Annotated in this window: 24 protein-coding genes and 1 riboswitch; of the genes, 8 read left to right on the forward strand and 16 right to left on the reverse strand. The window is 53.6% G+C overall.

Annotated elements, in window-relative coordinates; translation table 11 throughout:
- Window positions 1-10 precede the first annotated feature (10 nt).
- A complete protein-coding gene (gene plsY, locus KHA84_RS08195) occupies window positions 11-613 on the reverse strand; it encodes a glycerol-3-phosphate 1-O-acyltransferase PlsY (protein WP_213423039.1) in 603 nt (200 codons plus the stop codon).
- A gap of 264 nt (window positions 614-877) precedes the next feature.
- On the opposite strand from plsY, the gene parE reads away from it, so the two are divergent.
- The 3 genes from parE to KHA84_RS08210 are packed head-to-tail and all read left to right on the forward strand — an operon-like array spanning window position 878 to window position 5499.
- Window positions 878-2839, forward strand: a complete 1962-nt coding sequence (gene parE, locus KHA84_RS08200) for a DNA topoisomerase IV subunit B (protein WP_213423125.1) — start codon at window positions 878-880, stop codon at window positions 2837-2839.
- Window positions 2836-5286 (forward strand): DNA topoisomerase IV subunit A, encoded by a 2451-nt coding sequence (gene parC / locus KHA84_RS08205; protein WP_213423040.1) that lies wholly within the window; start codon window positions 2836-2838, stop codon window positions 5284-5286. The genes parE and parC overlap by 4 nt, the downstream gene beginning before the upstream one ends.
- 57 nt (window positions 5287-5343) lie before the next feature.
- Window positions 5344-5499, forward strand: coding sequence for a hypothetical protein (locus tag KHA84_RS08210; protein ID WP_213423041.1), 156 nt, complete (start codon window positions 5344-5346; stop codon window positions 5497-5499).
- A 12-nt stretch (window positions 5500-5511) separates the two neighbouring features.
- Here KHA84_RS08210 and dapB read toward each other — a convergent pair whose 3' ends face one another.
- The 6 genes from dapB to KHA84_RS08240 form a co-directional block, all read right to left on the reverse strand.
- Window positions 5512-6258, reverse strand: a complete 747-nt coding sequence (gene dapB, locus KHA84_RS08215; RefSeq protein ID WP_213423042.1) for a 4-hydroxy-tetrahydrodipicolinate reductase — start codon at window positions 6256-6258, stop codon at window positions 5512-5514.
- A 1-nt stretch (window position 6259) separates the two neighbouring features.
- Window positions 6260-7141 (reverse strand): 4-hydroxy-tetrahydrodipicolinate synthase, encoded by an 882-nt coding sequence (dapA, locus tag KHA84_RS08220; protein ID WP_213423043.1) that lies wholly within the window; start codon window positions 7139-7141, stop codon window positions 6260-6262.
- Window positions 7142-7299: 158 nt separating this feature from the next.
- Window positions 7300-7478: riboswitch (Lysine riboswitch) on the reverse strand.
- A 1149-nt stretch (window positions 7479-8627) separates the two neighbouring features.
- The gene (locus tag KHA84_RS08225) at window positions 8628-9035 is read right to left on the reverse strand and encodes a MarR family winged helix-turn-helix transcriptional regulator (protein ID WP_236823213.1); all 408 of its coding nucleotides are present in this window, start codon (window positions 9033-9035) and stop codon (window positions 8628-8630) included.
- Between the two features lie 94 nt (window positions 9036-9129).
- Complete coding sequence (locus KHA84_RS08230; RefSeq protein WP_213423045.1) at window positions 9130-9534, reverse strand: sporulation protein; 405 nt, start codon at window positions 9532-9534, stop codon at window positions 9130-9132.
- A gap of 1 nt (window position 9535) precedes the next feature.
- Window positions 9536-10747: an AI-2E family transporter gene (locus KHA84_RS08235; protein WP_213423046.1), complete on the reverse strand. Its 1212-nt coding sequence runs from the start codon at window positions 10745-10747 to the stop codon at window positions 9536-9538.
- Between the two features lie 21 nt (window positions 10748-10768).
- On the reverse strand, window positions 10769-11752 hold the full coding sequence (locus KHA84_RS08240; protein WP_213423047.1) for an LCP family protein: 984 nt from the start codon (window positions 11750-11752) through the stop codon (window positions 10769-10771).
- Window positions 11753-11881: 129 nt separating this feature from the next.
- Between KHA84_RS08240 and msrA the strand changes: the two genes are divergently transcribed.
- The 3 genes from msrA (at window position 11882) to KHA84_RS08255 (ending at window position 14510) form a co-directional block, all read left to right on the forward strand.
- Window positions 11882-12415: a peptide-methionine (S)-S-oxide reductase MsrA gene (gene msrA, locus KHA84_RS08245; protein ID WP_213423048.1), complete on the forward strand. Its 534-nt coding sequence runs from the start codon at window positions 11882-11884 to the stop codon at window positions 12413-12415.
- Between the two features lie 143 nt (window positions 12416-12558).
- On the forward strand, window positions 12559-12813 hold the full coding sequence (locus tag KHA84_RS08250) for a hypothetical protein (RefSeq protein WP_213423049.1): 255 nt from the start codon (window positions 12559-12561) through the stop codon (window positions 12811-12813).
- 86 nt (window positions 12814-12899) lie between these two features.
- A complete protein-coding gene (locus KHA84_RS08255) occupies window positions 12900-14510 on the forward strand; it encodes an ABC-F family ATP-binding cassette domain-containing protein (protein WP_213423050.1) in 1611 nt (536 codons plus the stop codon).
- Between the two features lie 49 nt (window positions 14511-14559).
- Here the strand turns inward: KHA84_RS08255 and KHA84_RS08260 are convergent, their stop codons facing one another.
- The 3 genes from KHA84_RS08260 to KHA84_RS08270 all read right to left on the reverse strand — a co-directional run bounded on the left by KHA84_RS08260 (window position 14560) and on the right by KHA84_RS08270 (window position 15922).
- On the reverse strand, window positions 14560-15039 hold the full coding sequence (locus KHA84_RS08260; protein WP_213423051.1) for a YkvA family protein: 480 nt from the start codon (window positions 15037-15039) through the stop codon (window positions 14560-14562).
- A 174-nt stretch (window positions 15040-15213) separates the two neighbouring features.
- Entirely contained in the window at window positions 15214-15414 is a 201-nt protein-coding gene (locus KHA84_RS08265; RefSeq protein WP_040228597.1) for a cold-shock protein, read from the reverse strand.
- Window positions 15415-15619: 205 nt separating this feature from the next.
- Complete coding sequence (locus tag KHA84_RS08270) at window positions 15620-15922, reverse strand: DUF1033 family protein (RefSeq protein ID WP_213423052.1); 303 nt, start codon at window positions 15920-15922, stop codon at window positions 15620-15622.
- Between the two features lie 218 nt (window positions 15923-16140).
- Between KHA84_RS08270 and KHA84_RS08275 the strand changes: the two genes are divergently transcribed.
- Window positions 16141-16857 (forward strand): 5-bromo-4-chloroindolyl phosphate hydrolysis family protein, encoded by a 717-nt coding sequence (locus KHA84_RS08275; RefSeq protein WP_213423053.1) that lies wholly within the window; start codon window positions 16141-16143, stop codon window positions 16855-16857.
- Entirely contained in the window at window positions 16832-18034 is a 1203-nt protein-coding gene (locus KHA84_RS08280) for a toxic anion resistance protein (protein ID WP_213423054.1), read from the forward strand. Before KHA84_RS08275 ends, KHA84_RS08280 begins: the two co-directional genes overlap by 26 nt.
- Window positions 18035-18054: 20 nt before the next feature.
- On the opposite strand, the gene KHA84_RS08285 is transcribed toward KHA84_RS08280, so the two are convergent.
- The 6 genes from KHA84_RS08285 to KHA84_RS08310 all read right to left on the reverse strand — a co-directional run bounded on the left by KHA84_RS08285 (window position 18055) and on the right by KHA84_RS08310 (window position 26842).
- Window positions 18055-19953, reverse strand: coding sequence for a vWA domain-containing protein (locus KHA84_RS08285; RefSeq protein ID WP_213423055.1), 1899 nt, complete (start codon window positions 19951-19953; stop codon window positions 18055-18057).
- A gap of 6 nt (window positions 19954-19959) precedes the next feature.
- Window positions 19960-20823 carry an AAA family ATPase gene (locus KHA84_RS08290; protein ID WP_213423056.1) on the reverse strand — a complete coding sequence of 288 codons (864 nt, stop codon included), beginning with the start codon at window positions 20821-20823 and terminating at the stop codon, window positions 19960-19962.
- Window positions 20824-20877: 54 nt separating this feature from the next.
- Window positions 20878-21075: a DUF6501 family protein gene (locus tag KHA84_RS08295; RefSeq protein ID WP_213423057.1), complete on the reverse strand. Its 198-nt coding sequence runs from the start codon at window positions 21073-21075 to the stop codon at window positions 20878-20880.
- 318 nt (window positions 21076-21393) lie between these two features.
- Window positions 21394-22653, reverse strand: coding sequence for a 2-oxoglutarate dehydrogenase complex dihydrolipoyllysine-residue succinyltransferase (gene odhB / locus KHA84_RS08300; RefSeq protein ID WP_213423058.1), 1260 nt, complete (start codon window positions 22651-22653; stop codon window positions 21394-21396).
- Between the two features lie 30 nt (window positions 22654-22683).
- Window positions 22684-25500, reverse strand: a complete 2817-nt coding sequence (locus tag KHA84_RS08305; RefSeq protein ID WP_213423059.1) for a 2-oxoglutarate dehydrogenase E1 component — start codon at window positions 25498-25500, stop codon at window positions 22684-22686.
- Between the two features lie 265 nt (window positions 25501-25765).
- A complete protein-coding gene (locus KHA84_RS08310) occupies window positions 25766-26842 on the reverse strand; it encodes an undecaprenyldiphospho-muramoylpentapeptide beta-N-acetylglucosaminyltransferase (RefSeq protein ID WP_213423060.1) in 1077 nt (358 codons plus the stop codon).
- Between the last annotated feature and the right edge of the window lie 93 nt (window positions 26843-26935).

The raw sequence follows: 26935 nt of genomic DNA on the forward strand, positions 1-26935 counted from the left end.
CTACAGTATACTAAAGCCACTTGACCTTTGGCTCGGTTCCCGCCTTGATGCGGCCGATGTTCGCCCGGTGGCGGTAGAAGATAAAGGCGGACAGGACAAGGATCACGATCAGCAGATACAAATCACCCGTCCTGACATAGTGAATGATTGCATAGACCAGCGCGATGACACCCATTGCCATCGAAGTGAGAGAAACGATCTTCGTCATCTTGAGAATGATGAGGAAAGAAGCAATCAGGACGAGGAAAAACGGCCAGCTGTATCCGAGGATGACACCCCCGGAGGTCGCAACTGCCTTGCCGCCGCGGAACTTTGCAAAGACCGGAAACATGTGGCCGATAACCGCCGCGATGCCGAGTGTCAGCGGGTGGACGCCCGAGTCGGCAAATGCCGGAATCTGAAGAAGGAGAACGGCGGCCGTCCCTTTCAGGATGTCCATGAGCGTCACCGCGATGCCTGCCTTTTTTCCGAGCACGCGGAAAGTGTTTGTCGCACCGAGATTGCCGCTGCCGGACTCCCTGATGTCTTTATTATAGAATAGCTTCCCGACCCACAGCCCCGAAGGCACGGAACCCAGTAAATATGCGATGAGCAGCACAACAGCTGTATCCATAGCAAACCTCTTTTCAGTTTAAGGGTTGGTCTTAACAGTCAGTCTCAGTTTACATCATCGAGGCTGCCGGCACAATGCCCATCCGGCTGGCCGGAAAAGCATGAATCCTCACGAAACATTGCAACGGCGGGCTTTTGTAGTCTACAATGAAGTGCGGGACTCCCGACCCGGCGGTTGGACACACGCCGGCAAAACAAGTACAATAGGAACATATACGAACAAACGTTTGATGGAGGAATCCTCTTGGCCAAAATAACTGAAACCATGAATTATAATGACGATTCAATCCAAGTGCTCGAGGGGCTCGAAGCGGTACGCAAACGGCCGGGCATGTACATCGGCTCGACCGATTCACGCGGACTTCATCACCTTGTCTATGAAATCGTCGACAACTCGGTCGATGAGGCTTTGGCCGGATTCGGCGAAGAGATCAACGTCACCGTCCACAAAGACGGCAGCGTCTCTGTACGGGACCACGGCCGCGGCATGCCGACGGGCACTCACAGCACGGGCAAGCCGACGACTGAAGTCATCCTGACCGTCCTGCACGCGGGCGGCAAGTTCGGGCAGGGAGGATACAAGACAAGCGGCGGACTCCATGGCGTCGGCGCTTCTGTCGTGAACGCCCTGAGCGAATGGCTCGAAGTGACCGTATTCAAGGACGGCAAAAAATTCCGCCAGCGATTTGAGGGCGGAGGACATCCCGTCACCACACTGGAGGAGATCGGCAACACCCGCGAGCGCGGCACGCTGATCCGCTTCAAGCCCGATCCGTCCATTTTCTCGACCGTGAAATACAACTACGAAATTTTGAGCGAACGGCTGCGGGAATCCGCCTTCCTGCTTAAAGGGATGAAAATCACGCTGTCTGACGAAGGCAGCGGACGAACAGATGAATTCCTCTATGAATCCGGCATCATGGAATTTGTCGGATATTTAAATGAAGAAAAAGACACGATGCATGACGTCGCCTATGTCGAAGGGGAACATGACGGCATCGAGCTTGAGTTCGCCTTCCAGTTCACCGACGGCTATTCGGAAACCATCCTGTCGTTCGTCAACAACGTCCGGACCAAGGATGGAGGCACCCATGAGACAGGCGTCAAGACGGCCATGACTCGCGTATTCAACGAATACGCCCGGAAAACGGGACTTCTGAAGGAAAAAGACAAGAACCTGGACGGCGCGGACATCCGGGAAGGAATTTCCGCGATTATCTCTGTCCGGGTTCCCGAAACGCTGCTTCAGTTTGAAGGGCAGACAAAAAGCAAGCTCGGAACCAGCCAGGCACGCGCCGCGGCTGATGCCGTCGTCTCCCAGAAGCTCATGTATTATCTGGAGGAGAATGCGGAGCTCTCCGCGACGCTCGTCAGGAAAGGAATCCGTGCCCAGCAAGCTCGGGAAGCAGCGCGCAAGGCCCGTGAGGATGCGCGCTCCGGCAAAAAGCGGAAACGGTCAGAAATGCTGCTTTCCGGCAAGCTGACACCGGCGCAGTCAAGAAACGCCGCAAAGAACGAACTTTATCTTGTCGAGGGCGATTCGGCCGGCGGCTCGGCAAAACAGGGACGGGACCGGACTTTCCAGGCAATCCTGCCGCTCAGGGGCAAGGTCATCAACACTGAGAAGGCCAAGCTGGAAGACATCATGAAAAACGAGGAGATCTCCACGATCATCCATACGATCGGCGGGGGCGTCGGCTCTGATTTTAATGTCGAAGACATCTCCTATGACAAAATCATCATCATGACCGATGCCGACACCGATGGCGCCCATATCCAGGTGCTGCTTCTGACTTTCTTCTACCGCTACATGAAGCCGCTGATCGAGGCAGGCAAGGTCTATATCGCACTCCCGCCGCTTTACAAGGTCTCCAAAGGCAGCGGGAAAAAAGAGAAGATCGAATACGCCTGGACAGAACGGGATCTTGATGCAGCCATCCGGAAAGTCGGCAAAGGCTATGTCCTCCAGCGTTATAAAGGTCTCGGCGAGATGAATGCCGACCAGCTCTGGGATACGACGATGAATCCGGAGACGCGCACACTGATCCGCGTCACAATCGAGGACGGCGCGAAGTCCGAACGGCGTGTCACGACGCTCATGGGCGACAAGGTCGAGCCGAGGAGAAAGTGGATTGAGGACAACGTCGATTTCGGCATGGAGGACGGCGATACGATCCTCGAGAACGAATTCCTGATGGCCGAGACAGCTGAGGAGGAACAGGCATGACGGAAATAGCACAATACCAGGACCTCCCGCTTGAAGAGGTCATCGGCGACCGCTTCGGGCGGTACAGTAAATACATTATCCAGGACCGGGCACTGCCCGATGCGCGTGACGGACTGAAGCCTGTCCAGCGGCGTATCCTGTTCGCGATGATGGAAGAAAACAACACGCATGACAAATCATTCCGAAAATCTGCGAAGACGGTCGGGAACGTGATCGGCAAGTATCACCCGCACGGCGACTCCTCCGTTTATGAGGCGATGGTCCGGATGAGCCAGGACTGGAAGCTCCGCCACCCGCTGATCGAGATGCACGGGAACAACGGATCCGTCGACGGCGACCCGGCAGCGGCCATGCGATACACGGAAGCCCGCTTGTCCGCGATCGCTTCCGAAATGCTCCGGGATATCGGCAAGCGCACCGTCGACTTCATCCCGAACTATGATGACAACGAAAACGAGCCGACGGTTCTGCCGGCTGTGCTCCCGAACCTGCTGATCAACGGCTCGACGGGCATTTCCGCGGGATACGCAACGGACATCCCGCCACATGCCCTGCACGAAGTAATCGATGCGGTTCTCATGAGGATCGACAATCCACAGGCAACAACCGATGAACTGATGACCGTCCTGCAGGGGCCGGATTTCCCGACCGGCGGCATCATCCAGGGCGCTGAAGGCATCAAGAAGGCCTACGATACAGGCCGCGGCAAGATCATCATACGCTCGAAGACGGAGATTGAGAAAATTCGCGGCGGCAAGCAGCAGATCGTCATCACGGAAATCCCTTACGAAGTGAATAAGGCACATCTCGTCAAGAAAATGGACGAGCTCCGGCTCGACCGGAAACTTGAAGGCATTTCAGAAGTCCGCGACGAGTCCGACCGAACCGGCCTCCGGATTGTCGTCGAGCTGAAAAAAGAAATCGACGGCGAAGCGATCCTCCAGTATCTGTTCAAAAATACCGATCTCCAAGTCAGCTACAGCTTCAACATGATCGCAATTGATGCGAGACGACCGAAACTCATGTCGCTCGGCATGCTGCTGGACGCCTATATCGCGCACCGGAAGGAAGTCGTCACGAAGCGCTCGGAGTACGACCTGCTGCGTGCAAAAGACCGGCTCCACATCGTGGAAGGGCTCATGAAGGCCCTGTCGATCCTCGATGAGGTCATCCGCACGATCCGGGCATCCAGCGACAAGCGGGACGCAAAAAACAACCTCATCGAATCGTTCGAGTTCACCGAACCCCAGGCTGAAGCGATCGTGTCCCTTCAGCTTTACAGGCTGACGAACACAGATATCACCGAGCTGAAAAAGGAAGAGGGAGAGCTGAAAACTCTCGTACAGGAACTCACGGAAATCCTTGCTTCCGAGAAAAAACTGTTCCGCGTCATCAAGAACGAGCTGAAGGACATCCGAAAGCGGTTCGCAGAGCCCCGGCGCTCTGCCATCGAGGCGAAGATCCAGGAGATCAAGGTCGACCTGGACATCCTGATCCCGAGCGAGGATGTCGTTGTCACCGTCACAAAAGACGGCTACGCCAAGCGCACGAGCCTGCGCTCCTACGGGGCGTCCGGCGGCCGCGATCTGGAGATGAAGGAAACCGACAGACTGCTGTTCGGCGGTACGCTCAACACTCAGCAGACACTCCTGATCTTCACTTCTTCAGGCAATTACATCTATCAGCCGGTCCATGAGCTGCCGGACATCCGCTGGAAGGACCTTGGACAGCATGTCTCGAGCATCATCCAGCTGGGCCCGGAAGAAGAGATCATTGCCGCAATCGGCATCGATTTGTTCGACCGGGAAGACATGGATGTGGTCACGGTCACCAAAAACGGCTTTATCAAGCGCTCCGCACTCGCAGACTATCAGGTCAAGCGCCACAACCGGGCGTATCGGGCCGTTTCGCTCAAGAAAGGGGACACCCTGCAGTCGGTTCATCTGGCAAAGGCAACCGACGAGGTGCTTCTGTTCACGCATCTTGCCTACGGGCTCCGTTTCCCGCTCGAGGAAGTCGCACCGACAGGCGTCCGCACGGCAGGCGTCAAAGGCATCAACCTGAAAGACGGGGACTATGTGGTGTCCTCGATTCTCCGTTCACCGGAAGACGGCCGTTCGCTGATCCTCGCGACCCACCGAGGCGCGGTCAAGCGCATGCCGGTCGATGAATACGAGCTCGGCACGCGGGCAAAACGCGGCCTCGTTTCACTGAAAGAGCTGAAGACCAATCCGCACCGTCTTGCGGGCGCTGTTTTGGCCGGAAGGGAAGACGCCGTCGTTTTGAGGACAGACAAGGACGAGGAAGTGGCCGTCCTGCCGCATTCCTACCGGATGGCCGACCGCTACTCAAACGGCAGCTTTGCCGTCGACCAGAAAGAAGACGGCTATGTGACTTCTGTCTATCTGGCCGTAGATATGGAAGCAAAAGACAACGATCAGGCATAATGAAAGCGCCCCCTGTCAGCACGCCATCAAGGCTGCGGGCAGGGGGCATTTTTGTTTGTGGGGAAGTGTGTGTCGCCGGTTTCGTCATTCATGGCGGCAATTTCGTCATTCACGGCTTCTGTTTCAGTATTCGCGGCCGCAGTTTCGTCATTCATCCCGGACCGGCACGCGAATGACGAAGCCGAGACATGGACACAAAAAAGCGGAGGGTGAGCGCCCTCCGCTTCATTCTTCTGCAGAATCGCCGATTCCGAGGTTATCGTAAGTATAATAGCCGTTTTCCTTATGGATCAGGCGCTCTGCAACATCAAGGGCGCCGGATGCGAAGATGTCCTTGGACTGGGCATGGTGTGCGATCGTAATGGTTTCATCGTGGCCGGCAAACAGCACTTCATGCTCACCGGTGATCGTGCCGCCGCGCACCGAATGGATGCCAATTTCTTCATCCGTCCGCGCGCCTTCCGACTGGTGCCGGTCATGCACGGGATGGATATTCGGCCTGGCCGACGCAATGGCGTCATACAGCTTGATGAGCGTCCCGCTCGGGGCATCCACCTTTTTTCGGTGGTGGCGTTCCGTCATTTCAATATCAAAGCCAGGAAGGAGGGAAGAGGCATACCGGACGATTTCCGTCAGGATATGGACCCCGTAGCTCATGTTCGCACTGAAGAAAATCGGGTGGCGATCCGCCTTTTCCTTCATCTGCTCGATCAGGACTTCCTTTTCGCCCGTGGTCGCAATCACCAGCGGGAGGCCGGTGTCCGCGGCAAGCAGGGCTTTCGTCAGGACAGGATGCGAGAAGTCGATGACCGCATCGGCTTCAGGCAGTCGTTCATCCGGACGATAAACCGGATAGCCGTCCGCCGTCTGGCCCCGCAGCAGCAACACCCCCACAATCTCATGTCCCCGTTCCTTGGCAAGGGCGGCGACGCGTTTGTTCGACGCGCCGTACCCGCAAAGCAGCAATCTCATGTCAAACCTCCATCATCATCGTTTCAAACTGCCGGACCAGCCGGCTTTGTTCCTCCTCTTCCATCGGCAGGAGAGGGAGGCGCACTTCGTAGTCGCCGAAGCCGAGGTGCGAGGTGAGCACTTTAATCGGAATCGGATTCACATCAACCGATAGTGCATTGATCAGCGGAGTCAGGCGGTAGTGAAGTTCCTGCGCCCGAGTCAGATTGGTGAATGTCTGTTCATACATTTCCTGGAATTGGGAAGGCACCGCGTTGGCAACGACCGAGATAACCCCCTGGCCGCCGAGCGATGTGAATGGAAGCGCCGTATCGTCATTGCCGCTGTAGAGCGCGAACGACGGATCCGTCACAAGGCGCACCTGAGACATATAGTTGAGGTCGCCGGTCGCGTCTTTCAGGCCGACAATATACGGATGGCGGCTCAGCTCCAGCACCGTTTCAGGCGTGATCGTCATGCCGGTGCGGGAAGGGACGTTATAAAGGAGGGCAGGGAGCTCCGCAGCGTTCACAATCGCCTCGAAATGGCGGATCAGGCCGCGCTGGCTCGTCTTGTTGTAGTAAGGGGTGATCAGCATGAGGCCGTCCGCGCCGATTTCCTTGGCTTCACGGGAAGCACGGATCGATTCCGCAGTCGAGTTCGAGCCGGTTCCTGCAATGACAGGCACACGGCCGGCAGCCGTTTCAACCGCAATCTCGAGAAGGCGGCGGCTTTCTTCCGCAGTGAGCGTCGAGCCTTCTCCGGTCGTGCCATTGATGACGAGCGCCTGGATGTTGTTTTCAATCAGGAACTCCAGGTGGCGGCGGAAGCTGTTGTAATCGACTTCGTCGTCCATGAATGGGGTGGTGACTGCAGCGGCAACTCCTGTAAATAGATGTGTCATGTAAAATCCCTCTTTCTATCCATAATGTATTCCGGTCTCCCGGTTTCCGGCACAAACGCCCGGTCAATGGATGAAATGTCCCATGCATCGGCAATATAAAAAGCCGGAAACGGTAGGTTTCCGGCTTGTGATTGTCGACGATGCACGACCCTGAGGTCACAAGTGGAAGCACTCCATTATTACGAGAATAATGACAGCCTGCATATTGTTCATATACAGTCCAACGGGTATCAGTCTGCAAACCAAATCCCGTTTCGGCAAATCTCCCTTTCCGCCCGCTACCGGTCTGCAGCCGTTGCAGCGGGGTACTCATGATCTTTGCACCTCATCCATTGCTATTCAATTGTGTTAGTTTGAATCTTGTGTACTACGTTAACATGAAGAAGAAAAGAATGCAAAGGGTTTTGCGCAAATTATCGGAACAGCAATGACGCGAACAGGATTCACCAAACAAGAAACAGCTGGATAAATCACTAAAAGGAATCGCACAGCCAAAAAGCCGGTGGACCAGGATTATATAAACAGACGAGAAATTAACAGAAACAGTGATGAGCCGACTGCATTTCATCTCAATAGAAATGAGACGGAAGGCTAACGGATATGTTCAGGCACAAGCAGCAGACTGATTCAGCCCGAACCAAATCGGATGAACCCGATAAAGTAGCTTGATCCGTGCCAGATCGTTATAAAGAGTCGACATTCTAAACATCTGATCTAAACAGCAGAATCAAGGCAGCTAATGGACCCAGATTTCCGTTTCGTCTCACTGTCTTAAGTATACTACTTAATGAAACGCAACTTCCTAAAATAGAAATTATGTAAACTAAAAATAAGAGAAGCCACTTACGGCCAGGATCCGCCTCTCCCATTCTATACGTACAGCCACAACCATGCCAACAACATAAACATGATAAAGAATGATTTTGCTGACCTCGTCTCTTATGTTGGTCGCAATGAATGTTCATCAATCCGCCAGCTTGCTTGGACATCCAGCTTTAGCTGAATCAATTTGACAGGACTCCATATACATTGGACTCAAATTCTACCCTTGCAGGATTTCAATTTTGCATCGTTCACGGCTCACGTCATGTGTCCGGTTTCATGAAGTGATCCGCTTACGACTGGTCAACTTAAGATTCAGCAGACCTAAACACCACGAATCTTTGCCGTGTTGTTTTTAATGATTTCACGACTCGCTGAACCCAGCCCGACTGTGTTACATGGTGTGTATCATTGCTCCATCAACTTCTGTTCCGTATAATCTGCCGTATAATAGATGCACATTAAAAGTAATGTATCCACAGACCGGTCCATCGTTGTTTGTAACTTGATTGCAAAATGAAATTGAATGAATCAATTTCTGCAAATGTTATGATTGCATTTTGCAATTAAGTGAGTGCTTTATAGGCTTATCAAGGGATTTAACCAATTACTTTCTGATTGCAATAATTGAGCTTGCATTTTGCATCTATTGGTCAGGCAGGAATCATTCCTCATTCCCGCCAAGAATCCGCTGCAATTCACTTAGTGAACGGACAATGATTTCTTGTTCGAATTCTCCCATGGATGCAAGGGCTTCATTCATCTGTTCCAGTATTTTTTCATCGATCTGTTTCACCTTTTTAGTGCCTTTGTCGGTCAGTGAAAGAATCTGGATTCTCCGGTCTCCCGGATACGGTCTCCGCTTGACGTATCCTCCGTTCACGAGCGTCTGTACCTGGCGCGAAAATGTCGTGATGTCCATGCCGAGCCCCCTGGCCGTTTCCTGCATCGATGGCTCATTTCTCATCTGGATTTCATGCATGATGGTACTTTGCTGCACAGAAACATCAGTGCAGGCTTCCTTATGAATCTTGTTCAGCTCCCCGTTCAGTGAATGGAATGTAGCAAGCATTTGTTCCACGCCTGTTCCCCCTCCCCTTCTGAATTTATTGTACATTCAAAAAACGGAACGCGCATCCGATTGGACACGCGTTCCGCAGAAAGGGTCAGGCATATTGGATTTCATCTTCGTCATAGGCATCGATGGCGTTGTCTACATGGACGGTCGTCTTCAGCATCAGCTTTTCATTGTCCTTATTGATCAGCCATCGGTCATCCGGAACGATTTCAAAAGGGATCATCCGGGTTTCCTTCGACTTGGAATCGCCGATCAGTTCGATGGAGTGCTTCGTGATCGTACGATCTACGTCCTCAAAGTCGCTCATGGCGTCTTCCCGGTGAATCCGGACCAATACTTCCAGCGTGATATGGTCAATGATCTGATCTGCCTCGCCGCCGTCAATATAGACGGTGCCGTTCAGCGTCTCCCCTTCTTCGAGTATCTGGTTATCGACAACCGTGTCGACTTCAAGCCCCCCGATACCGATCTTGGATAGGAATGATTTCAACATGTTACTCGCTCCCCGTATGTTCGATGATCTTCCTGCTGTCCGTTTCATATCTCATGTTCGGATTGGATTCATGTTCATCGTATCTCTTTTTCACCAGTTTGAACAGGTGTGACACAATGACCTTCAGAAGTGCATAACCCGGTATCCCAAGGATGACTCCCGGCACCCCGAACAGCGATCCGGCGGTGAGGAGGACAAAAATAATGGTAATCGGATGAATATGAAGTGTTTTACCCATAACCTGGGGAGAGATAAACTTCCCTTCGATCAGCTGGACAATTGTCCAGACCGCGGCGAGCTTCAGGATCATAAATGGAGACGTGACCAGGGCAATGATCAGTGCAGGAGTAATGGCGATGACAGGGCCAAGGTATGGGACGACGCTTGTCACCGCGGCCAGCGCACCGAGCGCCAGCGCATATTCCATACCGATAATCACGAATCCGATATAAATCAGCAGGCCGATGCAGAATGAGACGATCAGCTGTCCCTGGATATAGTTGCTGAGCTGGTGGTCGGCTTCGCGGAAGATTTCCTTTGCCTCACGCCTCATTCTCGGCGGCATCAGGTTCATGATATAGCCCGGAAGCCGGTCGCCGTCTTTCAGAAGATAAAACAGGATAAACGGAACGGTGACAATCGAGATGACAATTCCTGTCAGGGTGGAGATGAAATTCGTCACTCCGGAAGCAATCCCGCCTGCCGTGTCCCTGAAAAATCCGGCAATGTCTTCGAATACCGAGTCGACCAACAGATTCAGGTTGACATCAAGCTGATTATAGTAAGAAGCAAACAGGGATGTGCTCAAATAGTCGTCGATATTCAGGATCAGCAGCCTGAAGTATTCGGGAAACTCCTGGACCAGGTTGATGACCTGAGTTTTCAGGAACGGATAAATCAGGAATACGACGAGCGAAATGAGTCCGATTCCTCCGACGTAAATAATGAGAATCCCCCAGAGCCGAGGGATTCTCGCACGCTCCAGGAGCCGGAGAACCGGCCGGAGCAGATAAAACAATACGGTTGCCAGCACAACCGGCAGCACAACGTTTTGAACAAGCACTTTCACAGGTGTGAATACAAATTGGATCTGGTTGAACACCAGGATGATCAGCCCGGCCAAAAGAATGATCCCCAGGACGAACAGAGTCGTTCGCCCGCCCAAAAAACGGATCACCCGGCTTTGGCCGGGATTACCCTTTGTTCCTTGCATCGGCTTCCCCCTACTCTCTGTTTATGGCATAAGCCGCGCAGATGCGCCTTTCATCGCCTCGGGAGTCCCGAGAAATTCGCTAATCGCTTCCCGATTGGCAGATACGTCAAGCTCAATGACTGAACCGGCATGCGAATAAGATCCGAAACGGTAAGTCCCATCCACCGGAATGGTCATCCGGTCAAGCTCCAATCCTCCTGATGCTGCCGCCTTTAACACTTTGCGGAGCCCGTCCAGCCCGCCGACATCGGTTTCAACGTAACCGGTCGCAGCCCCGGCCAGTTTCGGGAGGCGCGGCAATGTGCTTGGAGAAAGTACTTCATCCTTCAGGGCCGCAATGACTTTCTGCTGACGTTTCACACGTCCGAAGTCTCCTTCGCTGTCCGCCCGAAAGCGCGCATAGCCAAGCAGTTCCTTGCCGTTCAGGTCGTGAGTGCCCTGCTTCAGGGTCACGCCGATTTTTTCGGACATCGGCTTTTCCACATCGATCCGGACTCCCCCGGGCGCGGCAATATCAATCAGTTTTTCGAAGTTGTCAAAGTCTGTTACGGCGTAATGGTGGATTGGGATGCCGAACATGCCCGAAATGGTGTCCTTTGTCAATTGCACGCCGCCAAGATAATAGGCTGTGTTCAGTTTGTAGGACTGATAGCCCGGGATATCCGCATAGATGTCCCTCATGAACGATATGAGCTTTACCCGGTTGTTTTCTTTGTCGAGCGAAGCAAGGATCATCGTATCGGAGCGCGACTGTCCGGACTTGTCGTCATCGATACCGAGAAGCAGAAAGTTTTCTACATACGGGTATTGCGGATCGATCGGGTCGCCGCTGAATGGACCGGAATCCGGCTTTTCTCCGGACGCCAGCTCGCGCCCTTGGTTATATTGCCATACGGAGTACAGGCCGGCTGCAATTGCCAGAACGATCAGCAGGGCGAACAGCGCCCGGAACGGACGGAGCCTGCGCCGCCGTTTCCTGCCCCTCCTTGTATGAGGTGTTTCCATTATTATTCCTCCAAACTCTTAGTTCGTGAATAGGACGCCGCTTTCCTTCCGGGGGTTGCATCTTGCTGACCGGTTTTCCGGGTGCTACAATACAATCCGAGTGAATCCATAGAAAGAGAAGGTGCTGCAATGGCAGGATTAAAGACCGAAAAAGCGATCTTTGCAGGCGGATGTTTCTGGTGCATGGTCAAGCCGTTCAAAAGTTGGGATGGCGTGATTGACCTCGTATCAGGCTATACCGGCGGAACGCTTGAAAACCCAACATACGAAGACGTCAAGCGCGGAGACACGGGCCATTACGAGGCGGTCGAGATTGAATTCAATCCGGATGTATTCCCTTATGAGGAACTGCTGAACGTTTACTGGCAGCAGATCGATCCGACTGACGACGGCGGACAGTTCCACGACCGCGGGGACTCGTACCGGACGGCGATCTTCTATACGACCGATGAGCAGCGCGAGTCTGCCCTGCGGTCAAAGGAAGCCCTCGAGAAAAGCGGACGGTTCGACAAGCCGATCGTCACGGAAATCCTTCCGGCCTCACGTTTCTACCCGGCCGAAGACTATCATCAAGACTATTATCTCAAAGAACGCGAACATTATGAACAGGACCGGGCCAAATCCGGCCGAGATGAATTCATCAGCACCCACTGGGGACAGTAAGCATCCGTGCCAGCGGATGCTTTTTCTTTATCTTTCCTTACCCATTTCCACAATTATATCTCACTTTCTCCTCCATCCCACCATACATGGATACCCGAACTTGCGTTCCTAAACATCACCGGTTAATATTGGGAATGTAGGTGATGAATATGAAACTTGTGCAGTGGGCATATGCCCGCAAATATCAGATCAAAGCCGTTTTTGATGACTTTCCGGAGACTGTATTTTTGTTCAGGCGCATCGGTGAGTTTTATTTTCTTTTTTCCTGCAGTGGCGGCGAATTCACACGCCTGCCGGAGCGGAATGACTATAACCGGATGGAGGAGCTCATCAATGAAGAGCTCGGCACACTGGAGCATTATATGAACCGCCGGAGCAACCGCCGCGGCGTCTCATAGGCGGCCGGTTCTTCTCTGTGTCTCCGGTTACAGTTCGGAACGTGTTTGTGGTATAATCGGAGCATTGTGAACAAGGAGGAGAATGCATGATCCAGGTCAGCAACGTCAGTCTTCGCTTCGGCGACCGCAAGCTGTTCGAAGACGTCAATATAAAATTCACCCCGGGGAACTGCTATGGACTGATCGGCGCGAACGGCGCCGGGAAATCCACGTTCCTCAAAATTCTTTCCGGCGAGCTCGAGCCGCAGACGGGCAACGTATCCATGGGTCCCGACGAGCGTCTCGCCGTCCTGAAGCAGGACCACTTCCAGTACGAGGAAATCGAAGTACTTGAGACAGTCATCATGGGCCACAAGCGCCTGTTTGACGTCATGACGGAGAAAAATGCAATCTATATGAAAGAAGACTTTTCCGACGAAGATGGCATGCGTGCAGCCGAACTTGAAGGCGAATTTGCCGAAATGAACGGCTGGGAAGCGGAAACTGATGCATCGATCCTTCTGCAGGGTCTGGGCATCCCGGAATCGATGCACCACGTCAAGATGAAAGATCTGAGCGGTTCCGATAAAGTGAAAGTCCTCCTCGCACAGGCCCTCTTCGGCAAGCCGGATGTCCTGCTGCTTGACGAGCCGACCAACCACCTTGACCTGAAGGCAATCCAGTGGCTGGAAGAGTTCCTCATCAACTTCGAGAACACCGTCATCGTCGTCTCCCACGACCGCCACTTCCTGAACAAAGTATGTACACATATCGCGGACCTCGACTTCAGCAAAATCCAGGTCTATGTCGGAAACTACGACTTCTGGTATGAATCCAGCCAGCTGGCAGCCAGAATGGCGGCTGAACAAAACAAGAAGAAGGAAGAAAAGGTCAAGGAACTCCAGGCATTCATCGCACGATTCAGTGCAAACGCATCGAAATCCAAGCAAGCCACTTCCAGGAAGAAGATGCTGGACAAAATCGAACTGGACGACATTAAACCGTCTTCCCGCCGGTATCCGTATGTTAACTTCCAGATCGGCCGGGAGATCGGTAATGATGTCCTCCAAGTAAAAGACCTTACCGTCTCAGAAGAAGGCCAGACTTACGTAAAAGACATCAACTTCACGATGAACAAAGACGACAAAATCATCCTGCTCGGCAATCCGCTTGCCAAAACGGCATTACTGGATGTACTTGCCGGCGAACGCGAGCCGGATGCGGGCTCATTCAAATGGGGCGTCACCACTTCCCAGGCGTACTTCCCCCAGGACAACAGCGAGTTCTTTGAAGGCACGAACCAGCCGACACTCGTTGACTGGCTGCGCCAGTACTCGCCTGAGGACCAGACGGAAACATTCCTTCGCGGCTTCCTCGGAAGAATGCTGTTCTCCGGCGAAGAAGTAAAGAAAAAACCGTCTGTCCTTTCAGGAGGAGAAAAGGTCCGCTGCATGCTTTCGAAGATGATGCTGACGAACGCGAACGTCCTTCTCTTCGACGAGCCGACGAACCACCTTGACCTCGAATCGATCCAGGCACTCAACAACGGCCTGATCGCCTTTAAGGGCGCAATGATCTTTACCTCGCATGACCACCAGTTTATCCAGACGGTCGCGAACCGCGTCATCGAGATCTTGGATGACGGGACGATCCTCGATAAGCAGCTCAGCTATGATGAATACCTGGAATGGCGTGACGCAAAGGGCGTCGCGAACTGATTCCAAGACAAAGGAGACGGCAGATGCCGTCTCCTTTTTTGACGTGTGCTCAGCGTTTGCGGATAAACCGGCGTGCCAGCGTTCCTGCCGGAAGTTTCCGGATCACTTTGCCGCCTTTTGCGCTGATGCGTTCAAGCGTGCGGAGAAGCTTCACATTGCCGGTCCAGTGCTCTTCCAAAACCTCTTCTCCTGCCGAATTGACCAAAGTATTCACGATAAAGGTGGCGACCGCAATATCATCGAGATATCCGCCCGGCCCCAGTATGCCTTCCGGCAAAAAATCGATCGGTGATATAAAGTACAGGATACCGCTTGCCACAAGCAGCTTGCTTTTCCTGTCAATCCGGCTGTCGGTCAACGACTTCATGAGAAGGTGGAACAGATCCGGCGCAAACAGGATAATGTCTGCAAACCGCCCCCGCTTTCCGGGCTTGTCTCCGAGCCAGGTGGCCACTCTGCCCCTCAGCCGTTCGTAAAAGTCCTGTTGCTCTTCTTCTGAAGGCAGCGGACGCTTAAGTTCTGAATCCATTTAATCACGTCCCTTCTCCGTCCTATACCAAAAATACCGGCAAATGAAACGTCCGGGCAAAAAATGACTGATAAAACGATGAAAGATATTGAAATTCCCCACAGCTGATTTTTTCCCGGAAACGAAAAAAGAAGCTTCCGGTACAACCGGAAGCCTCCCATATGAACCCGCCGCTCAGAGCTTGACGACGTTTGCAGCCTGTGGTCCGCGGTTGCCATCGACAACTTCGAACTCAACTTGCTGGCCTTCGTCAAGCGTCTTGAAGCCTTCGCCCTGGATGGCGGAGAAGTGTACGAATACGTCGTCTTCGCCTTCGACCTCGATGAAGCCAAATCCCTTTTCCGCGTTGAACCATTTCACTGTGCCTTGTTTCATGTTAACTTTACCCCCAACTTAAAAGAAATAATTTTAATATGGAACTTTTTTGGAGGATCAAAAAAATTCACATATTATAAAAAGTACCGACCTGAACCCGATCACTTTTTATAATAGGTGAATCCGTGTTTCCAGTCCTCTTGTTCAATTAATGACATTATACCATCTTCAGGAAGCGTGTCAACGACGGCGCCCCTAATAATTTTTATTTTTTTGAAAACGGGTGCGGCTTTCCGTCTTTCATGACAATCAGACCGTGGTAAAGCTGCAGGTCCTCCGCGCAATCCTCGCAATAGCATACCTCTTTTACGCTCCAGAACGCCCAGTACTTGCCATCTTTCTCCGCTTCGTGTTCACACTCCCTGCGCAGCCGGGTAATCAGCTCGGTCAGGCCCGCCCTCGCATTTTCCTCGCGGTCAAAAACCTTCCGTTCCAGGACATGCTCTTCCCAGCCCTCAAATTGCCACCATGGTTCATAGTCTGCTCTCATATAGATGATTTCATACATTCCAATCGACCTTCTTTATCAATGTAATGCTGACTTCGACCCTATTGTAGCAAATGAGCGTCCGATGTCCACGCGTTACGCTCAGCTGCAGGCGATTCGGATGTTGCACAAGCGGGTATGCGATATAATGGAGACAGGCCGCGCCGGAAAACAAAAATGAAACTTTCCGGCCGATCCGGACGTAAAAATAGTTAGATTTCTTTAGGAGGTCCGGCCAGATGAATACATTCCAGCAATTTTTGACACGGCATGCGATTATGCTGCCGGTCAGCTTCGGGTCCTGGCTCTATTTCCTGTTGGGTGCCGGCATGGGCTTCGTCCCGGCCACCGGCCTGCTGATCGCGATCTATCTTGCAGGCGATTTTGCGATCAGGCAAGTGCAGATCGGCTCAACGGTGAAACAGCTCGGAATGACACGGTCCGAATATAAACATATCGTCCACCAGCTCGGACAGGCGAAGGCCAAGCTGCGGCAGCTGAACACCCATTACGGCAGCATCCGGTCTGTACAGGCATTCCGCCAGCTGAACGATCTGAACAAGCTGTCCAAGCGGATCATCGGGATTGTCCAGCAACACCCGAAGAAATTTTACAATGTCGAGAAGTTCTTTTACGCCCATCTCGACTCCGCGGTCGAGCTGTCCTCCAAGTATGCACTCCTTGCTAATCAGCCGACCAAGGATGATGAAATGAAACAGGCACTTGAGGACACCCGCGAAACCTTGAAAGACCTGAACGCGGAAATCCGCAATGATGTAAAGCGAGCGCTTGCCACTGACCTGGAGACATTGAGGTTCGAACTGGACTATGCGGAGGTCCTGACGGGTAAGGAAAAAAGGCAGCTTGAAATGCAAGAGCAAAAACAGCTGAAACAACCCGAGGAAGCGCCGCTGAAAGGAGACGACACTGATGACAGAAAACAAACCCGCCCGTGATACGGCAGATTTGACGATGGACGACCTTCTTGATAATCCGTTCGACCTGAAGCCCCAAACCTCTCTTCTTCCGGACGAGATGGCCAACCAGGCACCCGCCAAGCCGGGCGTCAAGCTGATGGAACGGCTCAGTGAGGAAGAGCAGCAAAAAGCACGGGATCTCGCCAAACAGATTCCTGCCGGAGATTACGAAGCCATCATCACATACGGTGCAAATGCGCAAAGCCAGCTTTCAACGTTCTCCCATAAGATGCTCGATCATGTACAGTCCAAAGACATCGGCCCTGTCGGCGATGTCCTCAAGGACCTGATGGGCAAGCTGAACGAAATCGACCCGGAAGATTTGTCTGTCGAGAAAAAAACAGGCATCCGGAAATGGTTCGGCCGGGTGCAGAAGTCCGTCCAGGAGCTCATGACGAAGTACCAGAAATTGAGCACCCAGATTGACCGCATCGGCGTCCAGCTGGAGCATGCCAAGCGTGGTCTCATCGAAGACGTCCAGATGCTTGACCAGCTGTATGACCAGAACAAGGCCTACTTCCAGGCGCTGAATGTCTATATCGCTGCGGCAGAACTCAAGCGGGACGAAATCGTCAATGAAATCATTCCTGCGATGAGGAAAAAAGCCGAGGAGACCAATGACCAAATGGCGATCCAGGAAGTCAACGACATGGCACAGTTTGTCGACCGGCTTGAAAAGCGCATCTATGACCTGCAGCTGTCCCGCCAGATCACCATCCAGAGTGCACCTCAGATCCGCATGATTCAGCAGACCAACCAGACTCTTGCAGAAAAGATCCAATCGTCGATCATGACCTCGATTCCTCTTTGGAAAAACCAGATCGCCATCGCCCTGACCCTCAATCGTCAGCGGAAAGCGGTCGAATCCCAGCGCGCGGTCACCGAGACCACAAACGAGCTTCTGCTCAGAAACTCTGAAATGCTTAAGATGAACAGCATCGAGACAGCCAAGGAAAACGAGCGAGGCATTGTGGAAGTCGACACGCTAAAGAAAACCCAGGAAAACCTGATCTCCACCATCGAGGAGACACTGGCCATCCAGGCGGACGGACGCGCAAAGCGGAAGGCCGCGGAAATCGAAATTGCCCGCATGGAAGAAGAACTCAAACAGCGCCTGATCGCTGTTGCAGACAAAGCGGAAAACCGTCCTCAATGAGGACGGTTTTTCTGATGGTACTACATATTCCCGGTGGCCAGCACAAGCAGTTTTCGGAGAATCCGCAAAGTTTCGTCGGAAAACCGGTCGATCGAATCCGCCGACACCGACCGGCTGCCGAACATCATCCTGAACAGCTCCTGCTGGCGCGCGGTTGCCGGAGCCGAGGACAGGAACAGATGGATAACCGTAATGCCCTGCTTTTCCGCTTCCCTGACAGCTTCGGCCGTATCGACGATTCCGTTCTGGCCGTAGCCGAACGCTGAAGGTTCACCGTCAGAAAACACGAGCAGGAAACGGTGCGCCTCCGGTCGCTGAAGCAATCGCTGAGTCATCCAGCGGACAGCGAAGCCGTCCCTATTGTCATCCCCCGCCTCCAGCGACAGGATCCTTCCCGCGTCATCCTTGCCATCATCCCGGAACCGGTGCAGCCACTGGAAGGTATTCGGCTGGCGCGTTTTGGTCGCTGTTGCCGAGTCTTCCTGATAGACCGCTATGCCATGCGCCGTATCCAGGGAACGGAGAATGTCATGAAAGAGGAGAACCGCTTTTTTCGTCTCGTCCAGCTTGTCTGCCATCGACCCCGAGCCGTCCACCAATAGGCCGAACACGGCATCCAGACGTTTTGACGGGCTCTGCTTCCGGTAGAACGGGCGCGGACGTTCGTTCAGGAGAACCGATACCGGATTTTTGGACAGACGGCCCTTCGGCAGCCCTTCCCTTCGCTCCTCCATTTTTCTTTCGATCCGTTTCTGCATTTCCTTGATGATGGCTCGGACATGCGGGACGGATTCTTCACGCCATTTCAGGATCCGTTCATAGGCTTCGGTTCTGTTGTCCGGCTCGGCAAGCACTTCCCTGTAAACGACTGACTCATTTGCCGTACCAAACCCTTCTGCCTTCTTCCAGGCGCCTGCCTCGGCGGAGGCTGCCTCGCTTCCCGCCTCCTGTGCGATACCTGTGCGCTCGTCTGCGGACGACTGCCCACGCCCGGTTGATGTCGCCTCCGTCCCTTCACGGCCTTCCCTGGCGCCGGAACCGTCGCCTTCCCCGATCCGTCCGTGTTCAAGCTCATAATTGAGATGCATGCCTTTCTCGGACCGGTTGGCGGCATGCCAAGTCGAGAACAGCTCCCCGACCGAGTCTTTCTTGCCTGCCTCCCCTTTTTCGCGATCCTTGGTTCCTCTGTGGTAATGAAAGTCGGATTTCGGACCCGTGAGCCCATCTCCGACCGCATAATAAGTATGATGAAGGTCTTCTTCCAGGCGTCCGTACAGTAACGGAGCCAAACGCTCTGCCATACGCACCGAGTCTGCCGTCGAGCGGGCATCGAACACGCTGAAAAGCACAGGTTCCACGAGACCGGCCAATTCTTCTTCTGATGAAGCATAGGCATCCGGGATGCCGTGAATGACCGTATACAGGTGGTTGAACAGCGCATCCGCATGGAATCCCCGGCTAAGATTGACCGGCTGCTGGCCTTTATGAAACTCACCGTAAAGCTGTCTTCTTAGTGTGAATGCTTCCGCCGTGCCAGGACGTTCGGAGATGACCTCGTCTGTGATGCGGAGCTCTTCGAACAGCAGGACGGCCGATCGGAGGAACTCCCGGAGCGGATGCGTCTCCGTTTCCGAACGGTAGTCCCGCCAGACAGCCAGATTGAAACTGGACCAGAAACCGGCCGCCAGCAGATACAGGTCGGACAGCCGGCCCTGCTCGGTCACTTCAGGGTCCCGATGCCTCCAAAAGACGCTCATCGCCAGCTCATTTGAAGCAGGCCGGAATTCGATATGCTGCCTTTCGGTCAGCCCAAGGTCCGCCACACCGGTGAGTGCGCGTGCAAGGCGCTCCAGCCTCAGCCTTTCCCCTGCGTCAATCAGTTCGTCATTAAAGTCGATAAACCGGTTAATCGATGTCATCTGGCATCACCGGATCCATGTGGCAGCCAGGTCCATGACAAGCTGCCGCTCTCCAGGATCTTCGAGCTTCTCCGCGATTGCATAGCGAACAGCCCGTTCAGGCCCCATATGAAGCGACAATTCCGTGGCATCGATCAGGCTCCTGATTGATGCGGCCTCATCGGCCAGAAGCCCGTGTCTCGCCTGATTTTTAAGGTCTTCCGAAATGTTCAGCATTGTCGTGATCAACGTTCGGGGAGCATCCGGAAACTCTCGCTCCAGGAGTGCCTTCGATTCTTCCTGTCCGAGATAAGGCACCTGAAACGCGATAAACCGATTTTTCAGCGCTTCATTCATCGGAACTGTGCCGACATAGCCCTCGTTGATCGCAGCAATCACAGTAAAATCAGGATGTGCGTGGATGACTTCGCCGGTAAACGGATTCGTCAGCATCCTCCGATAGTCCAGCACGCTGTGGAGAATCGGTAAAGTTTCAGGCTTCGCCATGTTGATTTCATCAATATAAAGGATATGGCCTTCTTTCATCGCCGTCACGACAGGCCCGTCAACAAAGTCGATCACTGTATCCCCGTCCTGCCGGATGATCGTCTTGAATCCGATCAGTGATTCGGCGTCCAGGTCGACCGAACAGTTGACCTGATGCATCGGCTGTGAGAAAAACGCCGACACCGATTCGGCAAATTTCGTTTTTCCGGAACCGGAAGGGCCCTTCAGGAGAACGGGACGGCGGATGACCACCGCCGTCAGCACATCCTCCCACAAGTGGTCATCCGGCGCCACATATCCTCCCTGCCCGATCAGTGCCGCCTCGCCGGCGGGATAGGATCGGCCGGTCCGTTCCTTACGTTCTTCTTCGATGATTGCCAGCATAAAACAGTCCTCCCTCAACAAAAGGCCCGGCGGTTTTCCCGCCGGGCCTCCGGATCATTCAAAATACGTTTTATAGAAACCGCCGACTTTGCCCGTGTTGTCCATGACAAAAATAAATTCCTCGGTCTCGTTTTTCACTTCGTATTCCTTGCCAGGTGTCAGCACATTCGACACCAAGTACTTTTCCGCATCCGTATGCTTGCACGTCACTGTGCGGATCGCCGGCGCGTCTTTCCACTGCTTAAAATCCATCGGCTGCCGCCTCCTTTAACATGGTTCCATTATAGACAAAACGGTGACTTGTTTTCAATGATACAGGTGGAGCGTATTGTGAAAAGTGGAATGGCGCATAGGTTTGTATATGTGGTGGTTTCGTCATTCAACGGAGAAGTTTCGTCATTCGCGCCCCCGTTCTCGTCATTCGACACAAGCGGATGCGCGAATGACGAAACCGAGAAGGCGAATGACGAAACCGCACCATCGAATGAAAAGTCCCGTCCCCCCTTGGCGACTCCGCAAACCCCAAACAAAAAACGCCCCATAAAGAGGCGTTTTTCATCGTATTGCAGATCAGGAACCGAGGAGAAGGTCTTCCGGGTTCTCGATCATTTCCTTGACTGTCTTCAGGAAGCCGACGGAGTCTTTGCCGTCGATGACACGGTGGTCATACGAAAGCGCGACATACATCATCGGGCGGATTTCGACGTTATCGCCGACTGCCACAGGACGCTTCTGAATCGTGTGCATGCCGAGGATCCCGACTTGCGTGCCGTTCAGGATCGGCGTGGAGAAGAGCGATCCGAAGACGCCGCCGTTTGTAATCGTGAACGAGCCGCCGGAAAGGTCGGACAGAGCAAGCTTCTTGTCGCGGGCCTTTGTCGCAAGATCAGCGATATCTTTCTCGATCTCGGCAAAGTTTTTGCGGTCTGCATCACGGACAACCGGTACGACGAGGCCTTCTTCGGTGGATACCGCGATGCCTACATCATAGTAGTGTTTGAGCAAAAGGTCATTGCCGTCGAGCTCGGAGTTCACATATGGGTACTGTTTAAGAGCAGCGACGACCGCTTTCGTGAAGAACGACATGAAGCCGAGGCGTGCGCCGAACTTCTTCTCGAACTCGTCTTTTTTGCGCTTGCGCAGTTCCATGACGTTCGTCATGTCGATTTCGTTGAATGTAGTGAGCATCGCTGTGTTCTGGCGAACTTCCAGAAGACGTTTCGCGATGGTCTGGCGGCGGCGCGACATTTTCTCGCGCGTTACGCGGCCGGATTCTTCATCCGAAGAAACAGCCGGCGCCGCAGGTTTGGCAGCCTGTTGCTGAGGCGCTTGCTTAGGCGCTGAAGCAGCCGCTTCGACGTCCTGGACGCGTACGCGGCCCATCGGATCAACCGGTGTGATCGCAGCGAGGTCAATGCCTTTCTCACGTGCAAGCTTGCGTGCTGCAGGGCTGGCGATCGTGCGGTCGCCTGCGCCTGCTTCTTCGCTTGCTTCCACAGATGCAGCCGGAGCTGCCTGCTGCTCTTCTTTTTTGGCTTCAGGAGCAGGAGCTGCTTCCGCTGCAGGCTTTTCAGCCGGTGCGGCAGCCGCGCCGGAACCTTCGCCTACAATGGCAATGACCTGTCCGACTTCAACTGTGTCGCCTTCTTCTGCGAGCAGTTCCTGGACAACGCCCGCTTCTTCGGAGATGACTTCGACGTTGACTTTGTCAGTCTCGAGTTCGACGATGAATTCGCCTTTTTCTACTTGTTCGCCCGGCTGTTTCAGCCACTGGGCCACTGTACCTTCCGTGATGGATTCTGCAAGTTCAGGCACTTTGATTTCTGCCACGGTGGATTCCTCCTTATGATCATGCAAACCTTAGGATTTGCTCAGTGCTTCATTGATGATGCGGTCCTGTTCGATCTTATGGGACTTTCCGTCACCTTCCGACGGGCTCGAGCGGCGGATGCGGCCGCAGTAGCGCACAGGCTTATCCCCTGCAAGCTCCCGTACAAACGGTTCTGCAAACGACCACGATCCCATATTCTTCGGCTCTTCCTGTACCCAGACGAATTCTTTCGCGTTCGGGTATCGCTCGATGATTTCTGCAATCCGCTCGGACGGGAACGGGTACAGTTGCTCGACGCGGATGATGTGGAGCCATTCGTAGCCTTCGCCATCCTTGACCTGTTCGGCAAGGTCGATCGCCATCTTGCCGCTGGCAAAGGCGATGCGCTCCACCTTCTCAGGATCATTTCCGAGGCCCGGCTGTTCGATGACCGTCTGGAACTTGCCGGATGTCAGGTCTTCGACATCTGCACCGACGAGCGGGTGGCGCAGAAGAGATTTCGGCGACGTGATGACAAGCGGACGGCTGATGTCTTCACCGAGATGCTGGGCCTGACGGCGAAGGATATGGAAGTAGTTAGCGGCACTCGACAGGTTTGCGACTGTCCAGTTGTTTTCTCCCGCAAGCTGGAGGAAACGCTCAAGGCGCGCACTGGAGTGCTCCGGCCCCTGGCCTTCATAACCATGAGGAAGAAGCATGACAAGCCCGGATGTCTGCCCCCACTTCGATGCGCTGGAAGAGATGAATTGATCAAAGATCATTTGTGCCATGTTGGCAAAGTCACCGTACTGGGCTTCCCAAAGGACGAGCGCATTTTTGTTCTCGAGTGTGTAGCCGAATTCGTAGGCAACAATCGATGGTTCGCTCAGCGGGCTGTTGTAGACCACGAACGATGCATTGGCGTCACTGATATGGTGGAGCGGCACGAGTTCCTTGCCGTCTTTTTCATCATGGAGAACAAGGTGACGATGCGCGAACGTACCGCGCTGGGAATCCTGTCCTGTCAGTCGGATCGGGTGTCCGTCCTGCAGGATCGAACCGAACGCCAATGTCTCGGCATGCGCCCAGTCAATCTTGCCTTTTCCGTTAAACGGCTCTTCACGGCGCTTCAGGATGCGGGAAAGCTTCTTGAAGACGTGGAAGTCTTCAGGGTAGTTCAGAAGCTCTTCGTTCATCTTCCGGAGGCGCTCTTCGGACACACCCGTCTCCACGCCCGGATAACCGGCCATGATGTATTCAGGGGTGCTGTTGTCCGTCGTCTCTTTGGCGGCCGTCTCTTTCACCTTGTCGTAAGACTCCTGCAGCATGGCGAAGGTGTCGGCGTCGAGCTTCTCGACTTCTTCCGTCTTGACGATCCCCTTTTCGGTCAGCTCCTTGCCGTACAGCTCACGGACTGTCGGATGCTGGTGGACCTTGTGATACATCACCGGGTTCGTCACAAGCGGCTCATCCATTTCGTTGTGGCCGTAACGGCGATAGCCGACGAGGTCGATCAGGATGTCCTTGCCGAACTTGTTGCGGTATTCGAACGCGAACCGCGCAATGGCGATGACCATTTCAGGATCATCAGCGTTAACATGGATGACCGGCACTTCGTATCCTTTGGCAGGGTCGGAAGCGTAGCGGGTCGAACGGGAATCATAGTATTCGGTCGTGAAGCCGATCCGGTTGTTCGCGATGACATGGATGGAACCGCCCGTCTTGAACCCGCGGGTGCGGCTGTAGTTCATCGTTTCCATATTGATGCCCTGGCCTGCAAATGCTGCATCACCGTGCACAAGAACGGCAAATGCGTCTTTCTCATTTTGTTCCGGAGTGCCCGGATGGCCGGTATCTTCCTGGGCGGCACGTGTCTGGCCGGTGACGACAGGATTGACCACTTCAAGGTGGGACGGATTGTAGGCCAATTTGACCTTCAGGCCGTCAGGAGCCGTGTAAGTGGCGCCCATGTGGTATTTCACATCGCCGAACCAGCCATGCGTCACTTCGAGTGAACCGTCCTTTGGAATGAACGGATCTTCCTCGAGGCCCGCGAATTGGGCAAGCATGATCTCATATGGCTTGTTGAGCACGTGGGTCAGTACATTCAGCCGGCCGCGGTGTGCCATGCCGATGAGAACTTCCTTCATCTTTTCCTCATGAGCACTGCGGACAAGCTCATCCAACAGTACCACCAGCGAATCAAGACCTTCGATGGAGAAGCGTTTTGCACCGACGAATGTTCGGTGGATGAACTTCTCGAAGCCTTCGATCTTCGTCAGGCGGTCGAGCAATTCGTGGCGCTGGCTGTCATCAAGCCCAGGACGCACTTTGCCTGACTCGATGTAAGAACGCAGCCATTTGCGCTCTTCCGGATTGATGACCTGTGTGAACTCATAAGCCGCTTTGCCTGTGTAGATGCGCGTCAGATGGTTAATCGCATCAAGGCCGTTCGATACACCTTCCGGAACCTGTTCATGGAAGAAAATCGAAGCCGGCATTGATACGAGGTCCGCTTCAGTAAGCCCGTAAGCGGACGGAACGATCCTGGAATTGTCCAGTTCGCGGTCCTTCAGCGGGAAAATATTCGCTGCAAGATGGCCGTTGTGGCGGATGGAATCCGCAAGCTGTGCCGCTGCAACGATTTTTCCGAACTGAGCCGGGGAAGCGCCTGCAGCCGCTTCAGCAGTGCCGGTAACGGAATCCGGCAATACCGGTGCACCGAAACTCCTGAAAAGTTCCGCTAGTTCTGGGTCGACCTGGTCCGGATCGTTTTGGAACAGATCATACTGCTCCATCACATACCCCAGGTTCGGCCCTGAGAAGGAACCCCAAGGCGAACCGGGAGCAGCAAAATTGTTTGACATGTAGATACCCTCCACTTTTTACGCTGGCATCGTCTACCTCTATTTAAAGGTCCGCATCAATTTTAGCATGCCGTCTCTGACACTGAAAGCAAACGGCATCCAAGGCGACGCCTGCGTTTTTGTCCAATTCAATCTTACTACTGTACCGACAAAATACAATCTTTTTTTACAAAAAAACAAGGCACTTCCGTTGTAAGCGGATACATGCCTTTAGAATACCGATTGATGGGTAATATTAAACATTTTCCACTGGAATCATCCCAATTTATCTGGAGTGTGAAAGAATCAGAGACGCCATTTCTCCGGGTGTTTTCGGCGGCTCGGCCTGCTCCATCTTGAGGATGATTTCCTGTGCGCGGTCCTGCAGTGACCGGACGGCGTCAAGAAACGCCTGTCGCCCGACTTCCTCTTCCTGAAGCACAACGGCGAATCCGGCTTTCTCGAACAGCCTGGCATTCAGAATCTGGTCTCCCCTGCTTTTTTCCGCCGAGAGAGGTATAAGAAGCATCGGAAGGCGCAAAGCAAGAAATTCGAAGATGGAGTTCGAACCCGCTCGGGACACGACGTAATCCGCAGCTTTCAGCAAATGTCTCAGCTCATCCGTGACATATTCAAATTGCGAATAGCCTTCCATCTGTTCCAGTGCTGTGTCAAGATGCCCCTTGCCGCACAAATGGATGATATCCATTGTTTTCATGAGTTCCGGCAAACTTGAGCGGACCGCTTCATTCAGGACCGCCGATCCCTGGCTGCCGCCCATGACGAGAAGGACCGGCTTCCGTCCCGATAAGCCGGCGATGCGGAGCCCTTCGCCTTTGGAACCTTCGAACAGTTCCTGACGGATGACCGGTCCCGTACAGGTCGCTTCCGCTTTCCGGACATGCGGCACTGTTTCCGGGAAGACCGTGAACACATGATCGGCAAACGGCATCGCCAGCTTGTTGGCAAGTCCGGGTGTGACATCTGATTCATGGATGACTACCGGGACCCCCGCCATACGTCCGGCCAGGATGACCGGCACCGAGACGAATCCTCCTTTGGAGAAGATCAGCGACGGCTTCAGCTTCCGGATGATCTTATATGCCTGCAGCACTCCCGCTCCGACCTTAAACGGATCGGAAAAGTTCTTCATCGAGAAGTACCGCCGCAGCTTTCCGCTGGAGATTTCATAATAAGGGACTGACGGAAATGATTCAGTGATCAGATTTTTTTCTATTCCGTCGCGGGACCCGATATAATGGACATCGTAGCCTTGTTCAGCCAGCGACGGGATGATTGCCTGATTCAAAGAGACGTGCCCGGCCGTACCGCCTCCTGTGAGGATGATGTTCGGTCGTGTCATACTATTCCCTCAATTCATTTACAATGTTTCATACATATGAACGCATTATCCATTCTAACACAGCAGAATGCAAGTACTTACAGACTGGAGGTA

Source organism: Bhargavaea massiliensis (genome assembly GCF_018390575.1).
Lineage (GTDB): Bacteria > Bacillota > Bacilli > Bacillales_A > Planococcaceae > Bhargavaea > Bhargavaea massiliensis.